Raw genomic sequence first — 17,782 nt, 5'->3', positions numbered from 1 at the left:
GCATATGGATTTAGGGACTCAGAATACTTTTTTCTGAAAATCAAGGCGGCCTTCCCCGGAAAGCCGCGATGAACCATTTTTTTATGTCTTTGCCATCGCCTGCGGATCCCGATTGCGCAAGAATGGGCTTCTGCATGGAAGCCAATGCCTCGCTCAAGGAGCCCTTATGTACCTGCCACCCCATTTCGCCGTCACCGATCCCGAAATGCTGCACCAGCTGATCCGGGCCCAACCCCTGGGGGCCCTGATCACTCATGGCGAGTCGGGGCTCGATGCCAACCATCTGCCGTTCGAGTTCGATGTCGGGGAGGGGGAGCATGGCGTCCTGCGTGCCCATGTGGCCCGCAACAACCCGCTCTGGCAGGAGGTGACAGAAGGCCAGGAGGTTCTGGTGATCTTCAGGGCTGCCGACGGCTACATCTCCCCCAACTGGTATCCGAGCAAGCAGGAACACCACAAGCAGGTGCCGACCTAGAACTATGCGGTGGTGCACGCCCACGGTCGCATCCGGGTGCGGGACGATGCGCGCTTTGTGCGCCGCCTGCTCGCCACCCTGACCCGCACCCAGGAGGCTGCAGAGCCCAGCCCCTGGAAGATGGCGGATGCACCGAGAGACTATCTCGAGACCATGGTGCAGGCTGTGGTGGGCATAGAGATCGAGATTGAGCGGCTGGTCGGCAAGTTCAAGCTGGGTCAGAACAAGGAGACAGCGGATCGCCTGGGTGCGGCCAATACCTTGCAGGATCGCGGGCAGAGCACGCTGGCAGAGGCGATGCTGAGTCCACCTTCCTCACTACCCTAGCGTGGCATCATGGGATCCGGCCCGACAAAAACGGCAACCTCCAGGTTGCCGTTTTTCATGGTTCCACTCCCGTTCACGCGCTGGCATTGAGCAGTTTGCCGACACCTTCCCCCTTGCCATTGGGCAGGGTTTGCTTGAAGGCGTAGAGCAGCTGATCGAGGTTGAGGTCGCTGTTGCCAAGGGAGTCCTTGAGGGTGTCGAGCTCGCTCTGCAGCGCGTCGAGGCGGGTGCTCTGGGTGCCGTCTGCCAACTGGATGCGGGCGGCATCGATGGCCTGGGGCAGCGACTGGCCCGAGGATTCCTGGCCCAGGGTCTGCATCAGCGCCCCCATGAAGTGGTTGATGGCAGGGCGGTTCTGCTCGCTGTCAGCCTCCTGGATGCCAAGGCGCTGGAACAGGCTCTGCACCGTGGGGGCAAGGTGCTCTTCCTGCACGGCAGGCTCGGTCTGGGCGGGCGGCGTGCCGTCGCCCAGCAGCTTGCTGCCGAGCTTGATGGCAAGGGAGGCGAGGGGAAGCAGGGTGCCGATGGCGATCATGATGTCACTCTCCGTACGACTGATGTCATGACGGAGCAGGGAACGGGCCAGCTTGGCGATCATTCAGCCGAAAAATGGCAGGGGATTGATCCTGCTGTGAATTTAGTTTTTACCTGGCAGGAGGCGGGTGAGCGCGGGAGGGGAGCGGCGGCAAACCCTTGCAGCCCGGGGGCTGGTTGGTTTGCCACCCGGCTTGCCGGATCAGAGATCCTTGAACGGGCGGCGTTTCTCCTCCTCGACGACGATGGCCTCCAGATTGGCGATGCGCTCCTGCAACTCCTTGATGATCATGTCCTGCTTGCCAAGACGGTCGGTAATGCGGGCATCCCCCATCTGGTAGCGGGCGCGCTTGGTGAGATAGCTGAACGACACGCTGATAAAGACGATCAGAACGATACCTGTCCACATGGTCATGAATGACTCCTTTCAATATTTGAACGAGAGGATCTGTCTCCCGTGCTGTCGTTGTCTCATACCCAACCTTGGGCGGCAATGCCCGCCTGGTTGTTCAGAGCGGCCAGAGCGGCCAGCCGAGCCAGATCCCGAGCAGCAGCAACTGCCCCCAGACGATGGCCCAGAACCGCAGGCGGTAGCTCCCCTTCTGGGTCTTGTGGCGCAGCCACTGGCGGGCGACCAGGGCGCCGGGCCAGCCGCCGCACAGCTCAAGCAGGTGCAGGCGGGCCTCGGGCACGCGCCAGCCACCGCGAATGGCCTGGCGCTTGTCCCAGGCGTAGACGACCAGGGTCAGTAGGCTCATCAGCAGGATCAGGGCCAGCGGCCACCAGTTGGCATCGTGCAGGCCGAGCCAGCCTGCCCAGCCCAGGGGCAGCAGGGCCAGCACCATCATGATAGGCACGCCGGATCCCGGGTCTCGTCCGGGCTTAACGTGCGGATCACCCGGGCCGGATTGCCCACCGCCAGGGAGTCCGCCGGGATGTCCCGGGTCACCACGGCGCCAGCCCCTATGATGGAGCGCGGCCCTATGGTGACGCCTGGGCAGATGATGGCTCCGCCGCCAATCCAGCAGTCATCGCCGATCCGCACCGGCTTGTTGTAGGCGGTCCAGTTGCGTCGCTCCAGATGATCCATGGTGTGTGTGGCGGTGTAGATCTGCACGTTGGGGGCCAGCAGCACATGGTTGCCGATGTGCACCTCGCCCACGTCGAGTATGGTGACGTTGAAGTTGAAGAAGGTCTTCTCGCCGATGTGGATGTTGCGGCCGAATTCGCAGGTGAAGGGGGTGCTGATCCAGCAGGAGTCGGGGCAGTGGGCGAAGAGGTCACGGCAGATCTGCTGGCGCAGGACGTGATCCCCCGCCGGTGAGGCGTTGAGTCGGCTCAGCAGCGCCTGGCCGCGAATGCGGTCGTTCGCTATCTCCTCGCTCTGGCTGTCCAGGGCGCCCCCCGCCAGTACCTTGTCCCAGTCGCTTGCCATGGTCATCTCCTCCTGCTGCAAGAGGGGGCAGTATACGCGACAAGGGGAGGGGGTGTCAGAGTGCCGGGCCCGTCAGGTGATCCCCGTCATCCTGTCATCACGCCATCACGCCATCACGTCACAGGACAAGGGGCAGGATGAGCAGGATGGAGACGAGGTAGGGGAGCAAGACCCGCCGCCCCAGGCTGCGTCCGCCAATCACCAGTGCCAGCACCCCTTTCACCAGGGAGTTGACCAGCCCGGCGAGCAGTATGCCCCTGGCCGCCACCTCCAGGGCCAGCTCCTTCTGGGCGAGCTGGGAGAGGGAGAGGGTGATGGCGTCCACGTCCGTGATGCCGGAGACCAGCGACAGCAGATAGACCCCGGAGTTGCCCACCTTGCTTTGCAGCAGGGTGGCCATGAAGCCGATGAGGGCGAGCAGCAGACCGAACTTGATGGCGGTGGCGAGATCCAGCGGGTTGCGGGTTTCGGGCTGTACCGGGCCGTCCGGCATCTCTTCCCGCTGGCGCCAGAACCAGAAGGCAAAGCCGTAGACGATGGCTGCCAGCAGCAGCAGGGGGACAGCCAGACGCAGCGCCAGCTCCCCGTAGATGATCAGCACCAGTGCCAGCAGCCTGAGCCACATGGTGGCCCCCGCCAGCAGGATGCCGGTGGCCAGCAGCCGTTCCAGCCCTCCCTGCTCCTTGTTGAGGCGGGCAAATTGCAGGGTGAGGGCGGTGGAGGAGGCGAGCCCCGCCAGCATGCTGGTGAGCACCAGCCCGGAGCGAGTGCCGAGCAGGCGCACCGCAAAGTGACCACAGAACGAGATGCCGGCGATCACCACCACCATGAGCCAGATCTTGAAGGGATTGAAGGGATTGAAGGCATTGAGGGGACCCATCTCGGCATCGGGGAGCACCGGCAGCAGCACCAGGGAGATGAGCAGAAAGCGCAGGGTGGCGTGAAACTCCATTTCGCTCAAGAACAGCATCCCCTGCTGGATCTTGCCCTTGAGCCCCATCAGGAGGGCCGCCAGCACGGCGCAGGCCACCGCCTCGCTCGGGCTCTGCAGCACCGACATCAGCCCCAGCAGGTAGGTGAGCACCATGGCTACCGAGCTGGTGAGGCCGAACTCCCCCTGCCAGCGCTGGGCCAGCCAGACCGAGAGGCCGCACCCCGTCACCACGGTCAGCAGACCGAGCAGGGCCAGCCAGGCGCCCAGGGTGGGCAGCAGCAGGGCGCAGACCCCGCCGAGCAGACCGATGAGGCCATAGGTGCGCATCCCGGCGATGCGCTGGTTGTCTCCGAGCTGGCGCACCTGCCAGCCCCGCTCCAGCCCGATGATGAGCCCGATGGCCAGGGACACCAGGGCGCCGTAGACGGGCTCGGCCTCTATCCACATGGGTTTCTCCTCCCGCTGCCGTTTCAGTGAGGATGGCACAGGGCATCCCGGGGCAGGGGGAGCTGGCTCACAGAGCGGGTGTCCCGCCTGCCGGGGTCTTGCAAACAAAAAAAAGGCGCCACCTGGAGGGGGCGCCTGGAAAGGTCAAACCTTGCGGTTTGCAGACCAACGGAACCAAAGATCACACACTTCACACTCAGCACTGCTGTGGGGGCAGGGCTCAACCCTGCCACTTGCCTCCTTCCACTATCACGTCGTTGGGATCGGTATCGGCGCTCAGTTTGTCGCGCACATACTGGTCGTAGAGTTTCAGCAGGTACTTCTCTTCCCCCAGCTTGGCGAGACGGTCGTTGACCCAGTCCCGCAGCTCGATATTGCCCTTCTTCACCGCCGGCGCGATGGGGTCTTCCGAGCCCAGTTTCTCGGGCAGCACCCGATAGCCAGGGTTTTCCTTGGCCCAGCTGAACAGCACCAGGTTGTCCTGGGCGTAGGCGTCGCCACGGCCCTGGGCCAGCGCCTGCAGGGATTCGGTGTTCTTCTCGAACTTGAGCACCTTCCAGTCCGGGTGGTTGCGGGTCAGCCAGATGTCGGCCGTGGTGCCGGTGGTGACGATAAGCCGCTTGCCGGCCAGATCGTCGAGCTTCTTGGCGTCGCTGCCTTCCGGCACCAGCACCTGCACCGCGACCTTGAGGTTCGGGTTGGTGAAGTCCACCACCTGCCGCCGCTCCGGGGTCACCGTCATGTTGGCGAGGATGAGATCCACCTTGTCGCTCTGCAGGAAGGGGATGCGGCTGGCGGGCTCCACCGCCACGAACTCGACCTTGTTCTCGTCCCCCAGCAGATCCTTGGCGAAGCGGCGGCCGAGATCGGTGTCAAAGCCGACGTAGTTGCCCTTCTCGTCCACGTAGCCAAACGGCGGCTTGTCGGTGAAGACGCCGACGATGAGCTTGTCCCGCGCCTTGATCTTGGCGAGGGAACCGTCTTCTGCCTGGGCGGCGCCGCTGGCGAGGCCCAGGCCGATGAGGGCGCTAAACAGGACCGAGGTAATTATCTTCATGCTGACTCCTTTCGTTTGCTGACAGTTGTATAAGAAAACTTGGCGAGGAACTGGCGGGCACGCTGGCTCCTGGGATTGTCGAAAAATTGATGGGGGGCGGCCTGCTCCAGGATGTGGCCGCCGTCCATGAAGACGATGCGATCCGCCACCGCCTGGGCGAACGCCAGCTCGTGGGTGACGATTAGCAGGGTCATGCCGCTGCCGGCGAGATCCCGGATCACCTCCAACACCTCCTGCACCATCTCGGGATCCAGCGCTGCGGTCACCTCGTCAAACAGCATCACCTGGGGGTTCATGCACAGGGCCCGCACGATGGCGATGCGCTGCTGCTGGCCGCCGGAGAGCTGGCGCGGATAGTCATGGCGCCGCTCCCACAGGCCGATGCGGGTCAGCAGCTGCTCCGCCTGCAGCAGGGCCTCGGCCCGCTCCCGCTTCTGCACCTGCACAGGGCCGAGCAGCACGTTCTCCAGCACCGTCAGGTTGGGGAAGAGGTGATAGCTCTGGAACACCATGCCGATGCGCTGGCGCAGCCGCTGCCAGTCGGTGCTGGCATCCAGCAACTCTCCGTCGAAGCGAATGTCGCCCCCCTGAATGGGTTCGAGCCCGTTGAGGGTGCGCAGCAAGGTGCTCTTGCCGCAGCCGCTCGGCCCCAGGATGACGATCACTTCCCCTGGGTTCACCGTGAGGCTGACCCCGTCCAGTACCCGGTGTTGGCCGAATTGTTTGCTGACAGCATTGAGCTCAAGCAGAGGTGTCATACCGCGTTACCCCATTGTTGCTCCAGCCGGCGCGAGGCGAGCGAGAGCGGATAGCAGACCAGAAAGAAAAACAGGAACAGCAGACCGTAGATGAGCAGCGAGCCATAGGTGCGCTCGATGATCTGCTGGCCCACCTTGATCACCTCCACCACCCCGATCAGCACCGCCAGGGAGCTGGTCTTGATGATGCGGGTGTAGATGTTGATGGTCGGCGGCGTCAGCCGTTGCAGCGCCTGGGGCAGCAGCACGTGGCGATAGAGCTGCCAGCGGGAGAGCCCGAGCGCCAGGCCAGCCTCCTGCTGGCCGCGGGCGAGGGACTTGAGACCGCCGCGCACCACTTCGCCTACCTCGCTCGACCCCCACAGGGCCAGCACCAGCACGGCACACCAGAAGGCCGGGATATCCAGGCCAAAGAAGATCGGCAGCCCGAAGAAGAAGAGGTAGAGCCAGACCAGCACGGGCACCACCCGAAACAGCTCCAGATAGACCCGCAGCACTCCCCGAGTCAGCCTTCCCCCTTGCTGGGCCAGCACGCCGTAACCGACCCCGCCCAGGGTGGCGAACAGAATGGCGAGCAGGGAGATGGCGAGGGTCTGACCCGCGCCCACCGCCAGCAGTGGCAGCGCCTGCGTCAGCTGTTCAGTGACTGGAATGGCCATAGCGAGCCCTCCTTCTTTGTGCATGGGTGGCGAGTGAGGGTGGCAGCAGGACAATAGGTGTCTGCATCAGTTGCTCAATGACCGAACTGACCATGTTGCAGCCTCCTTTCAACGACGCGCAGGGCAAGGGAGAGCGGCAGAAAGATCAGCACGCACATCAAGGTCAGCACCGCCAGCATCTCGTAGGTCTTGTAGTAGAGGGCGATGTAGTTCTTGGTGGTGTAGAGCAGCTCGGGCACCGCCACTGCCGAGGCCACCGTGGTCTCTTTGAGCAGAAAGATGAAGTTGGCAAACAGCGCCGGCAGGCTGGCGAGCCAGGCCTGGGGCAGCTGGACGTGGCGCAGCAGCTGCCAGCGGGAGAGGCCGATGGCCCGGCCCGCTTCCAGCTGGCTGGGGGGGATTGCCTGAACGCCTGCCCGCAGCGCCTCGGTGAGGTAACCGCCACCGAGGAAGGTCATGGCGATCACCGCCGTGGCAAAGCCGGAGAGCGAGATGCCGAGCGCCGGCAGCCCGAAGTAGAGAAAGAACAGCTGGATCAAGAGCGGCGTGTTGCGGGCCAGCTCCACATAGGCGCGGATCACCCCGTTCAGCCAGGGCTTGTGCAGGCTTTGCAGCGTCACATTGAGCAGCGCCACGACGAGCGAGGTGAGGATCACGATGGCGCCGAGCTGCAAGGTGACCCAGACCGATTGGCCGAACGCCGGCAGGGTGGTGAGAACAAAGGACCAGTCGAAGCTCATGCCGGGATCCTCCCGTCACGGCGCAGCCGCTGGGGCACGACCGTGATGGCGTCAGGGTACTTGATGCCGGGGCCGGTGTTGAGCACCACCACCCGCTCGCCCCCCTGTATCCAGCCCGCTTCCCGCAGCTGGCGGGCGGCGGCGAAGGCGGCCGCCCCTTCCGGGCAGACGAAGCTGCCTTCGCGCGCGGCGAGCTGGCGGATCTCGCGCTGGATGGCGCTATCGTCCACCGCGACGGCGCACCCCTCGGTGCGATAGAGGGCGTCCAGCACCAGAAAGTCCCCCAGCGCCTTGGGCACGTTGATGCCGAACGCCAGGGTCTGGGAGTCGGGCCAGAAGCGCGACTCGCGCTCCCCCTGCTGCCAGGCCTGGACGATGGGGGCGCAGCCGCTCGCCTGCACCGCCACCAGTCGCGGCAGCGGGCCTTTGACCCAGCCCAGCTCCTGCAACTCCCGCAGCGCCTTGTAGATGCCGATGAGACCGACTCCGCCACCGGTCGGGTAGAGGATGACGTCCGGCAGGGTCCAGCCGAGCTGCTCGGCGATCTCCAGCCCCATGGTCTTCTTGCCCTCGATGCGATAGGGCTCCTTGAGGGTGGAGGCATCGAACAGCCTCTGCTCGGTCACCGCCTCGGCCACCTGGCGACCGGCGTCGCTGATGAGGCCGTCCACCAGATAGAGGCGGGCACCGGCCAGCGAGGTCTCCAGTCTTGTGATGGCGGGGGCCGCCTGGGGCATGACTATGGTGCTGCGCAAGCCGGCGCGGGCGCCGTAAAGCGCCCAGGCCGCACCGGCGTTGCCGTTGGTGGGCATGGCGAAGTGGGTGATGCCGAGTTCCCGGGCGCGGGAGACGCCGACCGCGGCGCCGCGGGCCTTGAAAGAACCGGTGGGGATGATGCTCTCATCCTTCATCCAGAGATCCGGAATGCCGATCTGTTTGCCGAAAGCGGGCAGGGGCAGCAGAGGGGTGAAGCCTTCCCCCAGGGTGATCACCTGGGCGGGGTCGCGCACCGGCAGCAGCTCGTGGTAGCGCCACAGGCTGGCGGGGCGCCCCAGCAGCGCGGCCGGGTGCCAGGCCTGTTTCAGGGCCTCGAGGTCGTAACTGGCCAGCAAGGGGGCACCGACCGGGCTCAACTGCTGGGGCTGATCGGCATCCACTATCTCGCCGGTCTTGCTGCAACGCAGATGTGATAAGTAGCTGTACGGCATGCTTTATCCTGAATGGCTCACGTTGGTTGGTGTCTTATTCCATCCTGTGACCCAAGGGCCGGATAACAAACAAAATAAAGCGGCAAACTTAAGCGAAAAAATTCATATGGCTCCCCCGTGTCGGCGGGCCACCCTCTGTCACCGGTCGGGGGGTTGGGCCATCCGGCGCGCTTTGTTAACCTGCCCGCTCACTCAAACCGCAGGGAGCCGCCTCGATGCGAGCCATTGTCAGCCTGCTGGCCCTGTCACTGCTCTGTGCGTGCAGCGGCCAGCCAACCAGAGAGGATGCCATGTCAGGGAATACGCGCCTTCACTACCCCGTCACCCGCCAGGGTGAGCAGGTGGATCACTATTTCGGCCAGGCCGTGGCCGACCCCTATCGCTGGCTGGAGGATGATCGCAGCCCCGAGACGGAGGCCTGGGTCAAGGCCCAAAACCGGGTGACTCAGGGTTACCTGGCGCAGATCCCGTATCGCGCCGCCATCAAGGAGAAGCTGGCCGCCTCCTGGAACTACGCCAAGGAGGGGGCGCCGTTTCGCGAGGGGCGCTACCACTACTTCTTCAAGAACGACGGCCTGCAGAACCAGAACGTGCTGTGGCGCCAGCAGGAGGGCAAGCCGGCCGAGGTGTTCCTCGATCCCAATACCCTCAGCCCCGACGGCACCACTGCGCTGGATCAGCTGAGTTTCTCCCGCGATGGCCGCATCCTGGCCTACTCCTTGTCACTGGCCGGCAGCGACTGGCGCGAGATCCACCTGATGGACGTGGAGAGCAAGCAGCCGCTGGAGGCGCCCCTCAAGGACGTGAAGTTCAGCGGCATCAGCTGGCTCGGCAACGAGGGCTTCTTCTACTCGAGCTACGACAAGCCGGATGGCAGCGAGCTGTCGGCCAAGACCGATCAGCATAAGGTCTATTTCCACCGGCTCGGCACGGCGCAGGAGGATGACCGGCTGGTGTTCGGCGCCATCCCGGCCCAGCACCACCGCTACGTGGGGGCGACCGTCACCGAAGATGACCGCTTCCTGCTCATCTCGGCGGCGAACTCCACCTCCGGCAACCGCCTCTATGTGAAGGATCTGGGCCAGGAGAACGCGCCGCTGCTAACGGTGCAGGGGGATCTGGAGGCGGACGTGAGCCTGGTGGACAACCAGGGCAGCACCCTTTACCTGCTGACCAACCGGGACGCCCCCAACGGCCGGCTGGTGACGGTGGATGCCGCCAACCCGGGCCCGGCCCACTGGCGGGATCTCATCCCCGAGCGTCAGCAGGTGCTGACGGTGCACAGCGGCAGCGGCTATCTGTTCGCCGAGTACATGGTGGATGCCACCGCCCGGGTCGAGCAGTTCGACTACGAAGGCAAGCGGGTGCGCGAGGTGGCGCTGCCCGGCCTTGGCAGCGTCAGCGGCTTCAACGGCAAGCACGATGATCCCGCCCTCTACTTCGGCTTCGAGAACTATGCCCAGCCGCCGACCCTCTACCGATTCGAGCCCAAGAGCGGCGCCATCAGCCTCTATCGCGCCTCGGCTGCGCCGTTCAAACCGGAGGATTACGTCTCCGAGCAGCGCTTCTACCAGAGCAAGGACGGCACCCGGGTGCCGCTCATCATCAGCTACCGCAAGGGCCTCAAGCTTGATGGCAGTAATCCGACCATCCTCTACGGCTACGGCGGTTTCGACGTGAGCCTGACCCCGAGCTTCAGCGTGTCGGTAGCCAACTGGCTGGATCTGGGGGGCGTCTATGCGGTGGCCAACCTGCGCGGGGGCGGCGAGTACGGCCAGGCCTGGCACCTGGCGGGCACCCAGCAGAACAAGCAGAACGTGTTCGACGATTTCATCGCGGCGGCCGAGTACCTCAAGGCCGAGGGCTACACCCGCACCGATCGGCTGGCGATCCGCGGTGGCTCCAACGGCGGTCTGCTGGTGGGGGCGGTGATGACCCAGCGGCCGGATCTGATGCGGGTCGCCCTGCCGGCGGTGGGGGTGCTCGACATGCTGCGCTACCACACCTTCACCGCCGGGGCGGGCTGGGCCTATGACTACGGCACCAGCGCCGACAGCGAGGCGATGTTCGACTACCTGAAGGGCTACTCGCCCCTGCACAACGTCCGGCCCGGGGTCAGCTACCCCTCGACCCTGGTGACCACGGCGGATCACGACGATCGGGTGGTGCCGGCCCACTCCTTCAAGTTTGCCGCCACCCTGCAGGCCGACGATGCCGGCCCCCATCCCCAGCTCATCCGCATCGAGACCAATGCCGGGCACGGGGCGGGCACGCCGGTGGCCAAACTTATCGAGCAGAGTACGGACATCTATGCCTTCACCCTGTACGAGATGGGCTACAGGGAGCTGCCGCGTCAGCCTTGATCCGGGCGAGACGGGCGCCAGCCATCCACTATCATCAGGGCCCTGCGGGGCCCTTTTTATTGCCGCGTGTTTGAACGTGGGCCTGCGACCATCCCTGTCTCGCCGCTGGCCCGTTTTGGCAGACGGGCCCCATCTGTCATCCCCCCGGTGGTATAGTCAGCCACAAGATCCGCATTCAAGGAGTCCATCGTGAAGAAGATCATCTACATCCTGCTGGGGTTGGCGCTGGCGGCCGTGGTGGCCATCGCCGCCCTGGTGTCCCTCATCGATCCCAACCAGTTCAAGCCCCAGCTGGTGGAACAGGTGCGCAAGAGCACCGGCCGCGAGCTGGTGATACAAGGGGATATCGGCTGGCGTTTCTGGCCAAGCCTGGGCCTCTCCCTCGAGCAGGTGGCGCTACGCAACCCCGCCGGTTTCGCCGAGCCCGACCTGGTGCGATTCGAGCAGGGTGAGGCCTCGGTAGGCTTGCTGCCGCTGCTCTCCCACCGGCTTGAGATCGGCAAGGTGACCCTGAGTGGCGCCCATCTGTTTATCCAGACCAAGGCTGACGGCAGCTCCAACCTGAGTGACCTGCTCAAGGCCTCCGCCGAGCCCAAGGGGGAGGCGACAACCTCTGAGCCTGCCGCAACGACGCCCCCTGCCGCCAGCGACGAGCGGCCCTGGCAGATCAGCCTGCAAGGAGTGGAGCTGCAACAGGCCAGCGCTCTAGTGCAGGACGATCGCAACGGCACCGCCTCTCGTCTCGAACAGCTGGACCTGAACCTGGGCCAGCTGGCGGTCGATCAATGGGTACCGGTGACTCTGGCCGCCAAGGGGGCCCAGGGTGAGCTGGCGTTTGATCTCAAGGGGTCGGCCCAGCTCAAGCTGGCGCCCGATGCCAGCCGCAGCGAGCTGAAAGATGTCGCACTGGCGGGGAGCCTGAGCGAACCGACCCAGCGGCTGGATGCTTTCTCCCTCAAGGCCGATAGGCTGGCATTGGGGGAGTGGAGCAGTCTGAGCCTTAGCCTCAGCGGGGCACAGGGGGCGGCGGACAAGCCGACCCTGGCCGGTACGCTGGAGGGGACCCTCAAGGCGCGCCTCGATGAAAACCGGCAACTGCTGGAGATATCGGATGCCGTGCTGGCCGCCAAGCTCAGCGGTGATTCTCTGCCGCACCCGCAGATGCAGGTGAAGCTCGCCGGCTTTGCCCGCGCGGAGCTCGACAAGCAGAGCGTCGCCCTCAGCAACCTGGTGCTGGGAGCGGACGATGCCCTGCTGAGCGGCAGCGGCGCCGTTCGTCTGGGGGCCGTACCCAAAGTGGACTTTGACCTCAAGGGGGACAAGCTCGATCTCGACGCCTGGCTCGGTCAATCGGCCAAGGCCGCGCCCGCTGCGGCCACCTCGGGAGCGGCTGCACCGGCCGGAGCAAAGGATCAGGCTGCGGCGCCCGCCAACAGGGCGCTCTCCACGGTAGAGCCTGATCTGACCGCCCTCAAGTCGGTGGACCTGGCTGGCCGCCTGCAACTGGGCAGCCTGCGCCTCAAGGGGCTGGATCTGAGCGCCGTCGATCTGCAACTGGCCCTGGCCGGTGGTCAGCTCACCCTCAAGCAGTTCAGTGCCGGGGTGGCCGGCGGCCAGGTGACCGCCAGCGGCGTGCTCGATGCCCGTCAGCAGCCGGCCCGCTATCAGGTGCACAAGCGGGTGCAGGGGGTCGATGTGCGGCCCCTGCTGCAGACCCTGGCCCAGACCGACCTGCTGGAAGGCAAGGGGGATCTGGAGGTCGAGGCGCAGGGCGCAGGCCTCTCCGAGCAGGCGCTGCGCAGCCGGATGCAGGGCAAGGTGAGCCTCAGGCTGAGCGACGGTGCCCTGCACGGCATTAACTTGGCGGAGATGATCCGCGAGGCGCGGGCCACCCTGACCGGCAAGGGGGCGGATCAGGTGAAGGAGGTGCGCAAGACCGACTTCAGCGCCCTCACCGCCAGCTTCCAGATTGCCGACGGGGTTGCCAGGAGCGATGACATCCAGCTGTTTGCCCCCGCCCTGCGGGTGAAGGGGCAGGGCCAGACCGCCCTGGTGCCGGAGACCCTCGACTTCCTGTTCCTCACCTCCGTGGTGGAGAGCAGCAAGGGGCAGGGGGGCAAGACGGTGGATGAGCTCAAGGACATCACCATACCGGTGCGCATCGGCGGCCACTGGCAGGCGCCGAGCTACAAGCTCGACGTGAAGGCACTGCTCAGCAACAACAAGGTGCTGGAGGAGAAGGCCCGCAAGGAGGCCGAGCGCGGTCTCAAGAAGCTGCTGGGTGACAAGGCCGACAACGAAGGGGTGAAGGGGGTGGCGGACCAGCTGCTCAAGGGCCTGTTCAAATAGCCACCCTCCCGTTGTTGTCATCAAGAGCCCGCCCCGTGCGGGCTCTTTGCTGTGGTGCCGGGCGTCACGGGACGAGGTGTGGTCGGCAACATGAGGTACTATGCGAAATAGTCTTCGAAACCGGGAACCAGGAGGGTTCATGAACAAACGGGTGCTGATCACCGGCGGTGGCAGAGGTATCGGGGCCGCGACAGCCCGCTATCTGGCGGCGCAGGGTTACCATCTCTGTCTCAACTATCGTCAGGACAGGGCGTCCGCCGAGGCGGTGGTGGCCGAGATCCTGGCCACCCATCCGGTCGAGTGCATCGCGGTGCAGGCAGATGTCAGCGTGGAGGCCGAGGTGGTGCGCCTGTTCGAGGAGATGGACGCGCGGCTCGGCCCCGTTACCCACCTGGTGAACAACGCCGGCAGGTTGCAGCCCCAGATGCGGGTGCTGGAGATGAGCGCCGAGCGCATCAACCAGACTCTGACCACCAATGTCACCAGCTGCTTTCTCTGCTGCCGCGAGGCAGTGCGCCGCATGACGGCGGGGGGCGCCATCGTCAACGTCTCTTCGGCCGCCGCCCGGCTGGGCTCCCCCGGGGAGTACGTGGATTATGCCGCCGCCAAGGGGGCCGTCGACGTGCTGACCAGAGGCTTGTCGCTGGAGCTGGCGGCTCAGGGGATCCGGGTCAACGGGGTGCGTCCGGGTTTCATCTACACCGACATGCATGCCGACGGCGGCGAGCCCGGCCGGGTGGACAGGATCAAAGGCAATATTCCCCTGCAACGGGGCGGCGAACCCCGTGAGGTGGCGACCGCCATCGCCTGGCTGCTGTCGGACGAGGCCTCCTATGCCACCGGCACCTTTATCGATGTGGCGGGCGGGCGTTAGGTCATCTTCAACAAGCCTCTCGTCAACGAGAAGGGGCGCCATGGCGCCCCTTCTGCTTATTCTCCCAGCAGCTGTTGCCAGACCGCCAGCACATGGCCCCGCTCTCGCGGCAACTGATCGTCCCCCACCTTGCGGGAGATCTCCGAGAGATTGAGGCGATGGCCGAGGTTGCGGATCTCCAGATAGGCCTGCTTGAGCCCCTCCGCCTGCTCCAGTGTGAGTACCCCCGCCATTACGCACTCATCGAAGATGCGCACATTGTCTGACCAGCGGGTGAGGGCGTCCGGCTCACCGCAGGCATGGGCCAGCACCAGGTACTGGGCGATGAACTCGATGTCCACCATGCCGCCGGGGGACTGCTTGAGATCGAACTCTCCCTCTCCCGCCTTGAGCAGGTGATCCCGCATCTTCTGGCGCATCTCCCGCACTTCGCGGGCCAGGGTGGGCAGATCCCGCTCCTTGGCCAGCACGTCGCGGCGAATGCGGGCAAATTCGGCGACCACGGCATCATCGCCATAGATGGGACGGGCTCGCACCAGGGCCTGATGCTCCCAGGTCCAGGCTTCCTGCTGCTGGTACTGCTCATAGGCCGACAGCGATGAGACCAGCAGGCCGGCGTCGCCGGAGGGGCGCAGCCGCATGTCGATCTCGTAGAGGATGCCGGACGGAGTGCGGGTGCTGAACAGATGCAGGATCCGCTGGGCCAGGCGCAGGTAGAACTGGCGGCTGTCGATGGGCTTGCGGCCATCGGTGTAACTGTTGGGGTCGCCGCCGTGCAGGAACACCAGATCGAGATCCGAGCCGTAGCCGAGTTCGATGCCCCCCAGCTTGCCGTAGGCCACCACCGCAAAGCCGCGCTGGCCGCTCACCGCCACCTCGGGCGGCACCCCGTAGCGTTCGCTCATCTGGGCCCACGCCTGATTGACCACCTCCTCGGTGATCGCCTCCGCCAGCCAGGTGAGGTGGTCGCTCACCTTCATCAGCGGCAGGGCGCCGGCGATGTCGGCGGCGACGATGCGCAGGAGCTGTACCTGCTTGAACTGGCGCAGCGCCTCCATCTGCTGCTCCACATCCTCCTCGGGGATGCGCAGGAGGAACTGGCGCAACTGGGGCTTGTACTGATCCAGCGGGGTGGGGTGGTAGAGGTGCTGGGGATCCAGCAGCTCGTCCAGCAGGATGGGGTAGCGGGCCAGCTGCTCGCTCACCAGGTTGCTCTCGTCACACAGGCGTACCAGCTGGCGCAGGGCGGCGGGGTTTTCCGCCAGCAGTTGCAGATAGGCGCTGCGGGTGAAGATGCGGGTCAGCAGGGTGCAGACCCGCTCGAACAGGCGGGCGGGCTCGCGGCTCGCCACCACCAGCCGCAGCAGCTCCGGCATCAGCCAGTCCAGGGCGATGCGCCCCTGGGGCCCCACCTGACGGCGCTTGTACTCCTCCTTGAAACGCAGCAGGGCGGCGCAGAGGGGGGCGGGCTCCACCACTCCCTGCGTGGTCAGCAGTTTTTCCAGCTCGGCGGCATCAAGCTCGGTGCGCCAGAGATCGAGCCAGAGCTGCTCCAGATGGGCGGGGGCCTCTTTCTCTTCCCCCACCACGGCGGCGAACTCCTGATGGACGGCCGCCATCTCCTCATCAAGATGAGTCATAAAGGCAGCCCAGTCGGCACAGCCGAGGGCGGCGACGAGCCGCTGGCGATCCCGCTCTTCGGTGGGCAAAGTCTGGGTCTGCTGATCGCCGATCTCCTGCAGAATGTTTTCGACCCGCCGCAGGAAGCGATAGGCGGTGAGCAGGCGGTCGCAATGGGCAGATTCGAGGGCGCCGCACTGGGCGATGGCGGCCAGCGCTTCGGGCAGGTGGCGCACCCGCAGCGCCGGTTCGCGCCCGCCGCGAATAAGTTGCAGCGCCTGGGCGATAAACTCCACTTCACGAATGCCGCCAGCCCCCAGCTTGATGTTGCCCTCCAGTCCCTTGCGGCGCACCTCGGCGGCAATCATCGCCTTCATCTGGCGCAGGCCGTCGATAACGCCAAAGTCGATATAGCGGCGAAACACGAAGGGGCGCAGCATCTCGGCCAGCTCCACCGCGTGTTCGCACTGGGGCCCCAGTACCCGCGCCTTGACCATGGCGTAGCGTTCCCAGTTGCGGCCGTGGTGCTGGTAGTAATCTTCCATGGCGGCAAACGAGATGGCGAGCGGCCCCGCGTCGCCAAAGGGGCGTAAGCGCATATCGACCCGGAACACCTGACCATCCTGGGTGGGCTGGTGGAGGGCGTTGATGATGCGCTGACCCAGCTTGATAAAGAACTGCTGGTTGGCGAGCTCGCGCCGCCCGCCGACCGTGTAGCCGTTCTCGGGGAAGGTGAAGATAAGGTCGATGTCCGAGGAGAAGTTGAGCTCGCCCCCCCCCAGCTTGCCCATGCCGAGGATCAGCAGCGGCTGCGGGTTGCCGTCGCCATCCATCGGGGTGCCCAGCTCGCCGCACTGTTTGGCGTAGAGCCAGTCGCGGGCGGAGCAGATGAGGGCATCTGCCAGCTTGGTCAGGTGGATAAAGCTCTCTTCCACCGCCGCGTGGCCCAGCAGCTCGCGCCAGGCGATCACCAGCATGCGGCTGCGGCGGAACTGGCGCAGGATGCGCTTGAGCGCCTCTTCATCGTTTACCTCGGCGAGCAGGGCAGTGAGCTCAGGTTCATAGGCGGGCCAGCGCTCGGCCCGGGTCAGTGCGTCCGATGCCAGGGTCTCGGCCAGCAGCCCCGGCTGCTTGATAAGGGAGTCGGCGACAAAGTCGGAGAGTCCGAGCAGGGTCAGCAGGGTCTGGCGGGTGGGCTCGGGCAGGGTGCCATACTGGGGCGCCAGGGCGAGCAGCCGCTGCCAGTGGCGCAGGGCCTGCTCCTGCAACAAGGGAGAGAAGGCGGAGAAAGAGGGAGAGTGCTGGGCCACGGTTGCCATCCTTGTGGTTGACGAGTCTGCAGGGAGAGTGAAATGCCGGCTGCCAATCTAGCACTCCCGGGCACTGGCGTCACAGCGCCGCTGCCCGGAAGGTGATCTGGCGACGGATCTGGCGATCGGCCGGGCTCAGGGACGCCGGTAGATCTCGGGGTCGTAGATTTCCATCAGGCTGCCGGGGCTTCTCGGCGGCACAAAACCGAAACCGGCGTAGAGGCCGTGGGCATCGGAGGTGGCGAGGGAGAGACGGCGCAGCCCTTGCAGCTCCGAGTGGGCGAGGATGGCTGCCACCAGGGCCTTGCTGTGACCGCACCCACGATGTTCGGGCAGCACGAAGACGTCGGCGAGATAACCGAAGGTGGCCTTGTCGGTGATGACCCGGGCGAAGGCGACCTGCTGGCCGTCGAGATAGGCTCCGAAGCACAGGGAGTGGTTGATGGCCCGCTGCAGGGTAGCGAGGGGAATGCCGAGGCACCAGTAGGCCTCTTCACTGAGGAAACGGTGAATGAGCGGGACGTCGAGGCGTCCCTTGTCGTCGCTTATCTCAAGCGCACGTTCTGTGGTCTGCATCCTGGCTCCTTGCCGTGATGAAAAAAGAAAGGCCCCTAAGGGCAATGCTGATCAGTTAAGGATCCATTGACCGATCCTTCTGCTGTAGGACAATCCGGAACCAATCACTGGTTCCG

The 17,782-nt window shown here is 65.3% G+C and carries 15 protein-coding genes and 1 pseudogene; 4 read left to right on the top strand and 12 right to left on the bottom strand.

Annotated elements, in window-relative coordinates; all coding sequences use genetic code 11:
- Nucleotides 1-166 precede the first annotated feature (166 nt).
- Nucleotides 167-802: pseudogene (locus PG887_RS19280) on the top strand (FMN-binding negative transcriptional regulator).
- 73 nt (nt 803-875) lie between these two features.
- On the opposite strand, the gene PG887_RS19275 reads toward PG887_RS19280, so the two are convergent.
- From PG887_RS19275 to PG887_RS19230, 10 genes are all read right to left on the bottom strand, one after another.
- Nucleotides 876-1,337 (bottom strand): hypothetical protein, encoded by a 462-nt coding sequence (locus PG887_RS19275; protein ID WP_270822632.1) that lies wholly within the window; start codon nt 1,335-1,337, stop codon nt 876-878.
- 201 nt (nt 1,338-1,538) lie between these two features.
- Nucleotides 1,539-1,751 (bottom strand): hypothetical protein, encoded by a 213-nt coding sequence (locus PG887_RS19270; protein WP_270822631.1) that lies wholly within the window; start codon nt 1,749-1,751, stop codon nt 1,539-1,541.
- A 94-nt stretch (nt 1,752-1,845) separates the two neighbouring features.
- The gene (locus PG887_RS19265) at nt 1,846-2,184 is read right to left on the bottom strand and encodes a DUF1294 domain-containing protein (RefSeq protein WP_270822633.1); all 339 of its coding nucleotides are present in this window, start codon (nt 2,182-2,184) and stop codon (nt 1,846-1,848) included.
- The gene (locus PG887_RS19260) at nt 2,181-2,771 is read right to left on the bottom strand and encodes a sugar O-acetyltransferase (RefSeq protein ID WP_043154869.1); all 591 of its coding nucleotides are present in this window, start codon (nt 2,769-2,771) and stop codon (nt 2,181-2,183) included. Before PG887_RS19260 ends, PG887_RS19265 begins: the two co-directional genes overlap by 4 nt.
- A gap of 118 nt (nt 2,772-2,889) precedes the next feature.
- Nucleotides 2,890-4,152: an MgtC/SapB family protein gene (locus PG887_RS19255; protein ID WP_270822630.1), complete on the bottom strand. Its 1,263-nt coding sequence runs from the start codon at nt 4,150-4,152 to the stop codon at nt 2,890-2,892.
- Between the two features lie 220 nt (nt 4,153-4,372).
- On the bottom strand, nt 4,373-5,209 hold the full coding sequence (locus tag PG887_RS19250) for a transporter substrate-binding domain-containing protein (RefSeq protein ID WP_039040560.1): 837 nt from the start codon (nt 5,207-5,209) through the stop codon (nt 4,373-4,375).
- Nucleotides 5,206-5,967: an amino acid ABC transporter ATP-binding protein gene (locus tag PG887_RS19245; protein ID WP_270822628.1), complete on the bottom strand. Its 762-nt coding sequence runs from the start codon at nt 5,965-5,967 to the stop codon at nt 5,206-5,208. The genes PG887_RS19250 and PG887_RS19245 overlap by 4 nt, the downstream gene beginning before the upstream one ends.
- Nucleotides 5,964-6,626, bottom strand: coding sequence for an amino acid ABC transporter permease (locus PG887_RS19240; RefSeq protein WP_270822626.1), 663 nt, complete (start codon nt 6,624-6,626; stop codon nt 5,964-5,966). The genes PG887_RS19245 and PG887_RS19240 overlap by 4 nt, the downstream gene beginning before the upstream one ends.
- A gap of 74 nt (nt 6,627-6,700) precedes the next feature.
- Nucleotides 6,701-7,366, bottom strand: a complete 666-nt coding sequence (locus PG887_RS19235; protein WP_266142302.1) for an amino acid ABC transporter permease — start codon at nt 7,364-7,366, stop codon at nt 6,701-6,703.
- Entirely contained in the window at nt 7,363-8,574 is a 1,212-nt protein-coding gene (locus tag PG887_RS19230; protein WP_270822624.1) for a threonine synthase, read from the bottom strand. The genes PG887_RS19235 and PG887_RS19230 overlap by 4 nt, the downstream gene beginning before the upstream one ends.
- A gap of 215 nt (nt 8,575-8,789) precedes the next feature.
- Between PG887_RS19230 and PG887_RS19225 the strand changes: the two genes are divergently transcribed.
- The 3 genes from PG887_RS19225 (at nt 8,790) to PG887_RS19215 (ending at nt 14,160) form a co-directional block, all read left to right on the top strand.
- Nucleotides 8,790-10,937: a prolyl oligopeptidase family serine peptidase gene (locus tag PG887_RS19225; protein ID WP_270822623.1), complete on the top strand. Its 2,148-nt coding sequence runs from the start codon at nt 8,790-8,792 to the stop codon at nt 10,935-10,937.
- Nucleotides 10,938-11,126: 189 nt separating this feature from the next.
- Nucleotides 11,127-13,286 carry an AsmA family protein gene (locus PG887_RS19220; RefSeq protein WP_270822622.1) on the top strand — a complete coding sequence of 720 codons (2,160 nt, stop codon included), beginning with the start codon at nt 11,127-11,129 and terminating at the stop codon, nt 13,284-13,286.
- Nucleotides 13,287-13,425: 139 nt separating this feature from the next.
- A complete protein-coding gene (locus PG887_RS19215; RefSeq protein WP_201933137.1) occupies nt 13,426-14,160 on the top strand; it encodes an SDR family oxidoreductase in 735 nt (244 codons plus the stop codon).
- A 56-nt stretch (nt 14,161-14,216) separates the two neighbouring features.
- Here PG887_RS19215 and glnE read toward each other — a convergent pair whose 3' ends face one another.
- On the bottom strand, nt 14,217-17,090 hold the full coding sequence (gene glnE / locus PG887_RS19210) for a bifunctional [glutamate--ammonia ligase]-adenylyl-L-tyrosine phosphorylase/[glutamate--ammonia-ligase] adenylyltransferase (protein ID WP_270822621.1): 2,874 nt from the start codon (nt 17,088-17,090) through the stop codon (nt 14,217-14,219).
- Nucleotides 17,091-17,225: 135 nt separating this feature from the next.
- Entirely contained in the window at nt 17,226-17,666 is a 441-nt protein-coding gene (locus PG887_RS19205; RefSeq protein WP_201933145.1) for a GNAT family N-acetyltransferase, read from the bottom strand.
- Nucleotides 17,667-17,782: the final 116 nt, after the last annotated feature.

This window comes from Aeromonas sp. QDB14 (genome assembly GCF_027707845.1).
GTDB classification, from domain to species: domain Bacteria; phylum Pseudomonadota; class Gammaproteobacteria; order Enterobacterales; family Aeromonadaceae; genus Aeromonas; species Aeromonas caviae.
This window is presented reverse-complemented; position numbering and strand designations above follow the sequence as displayed.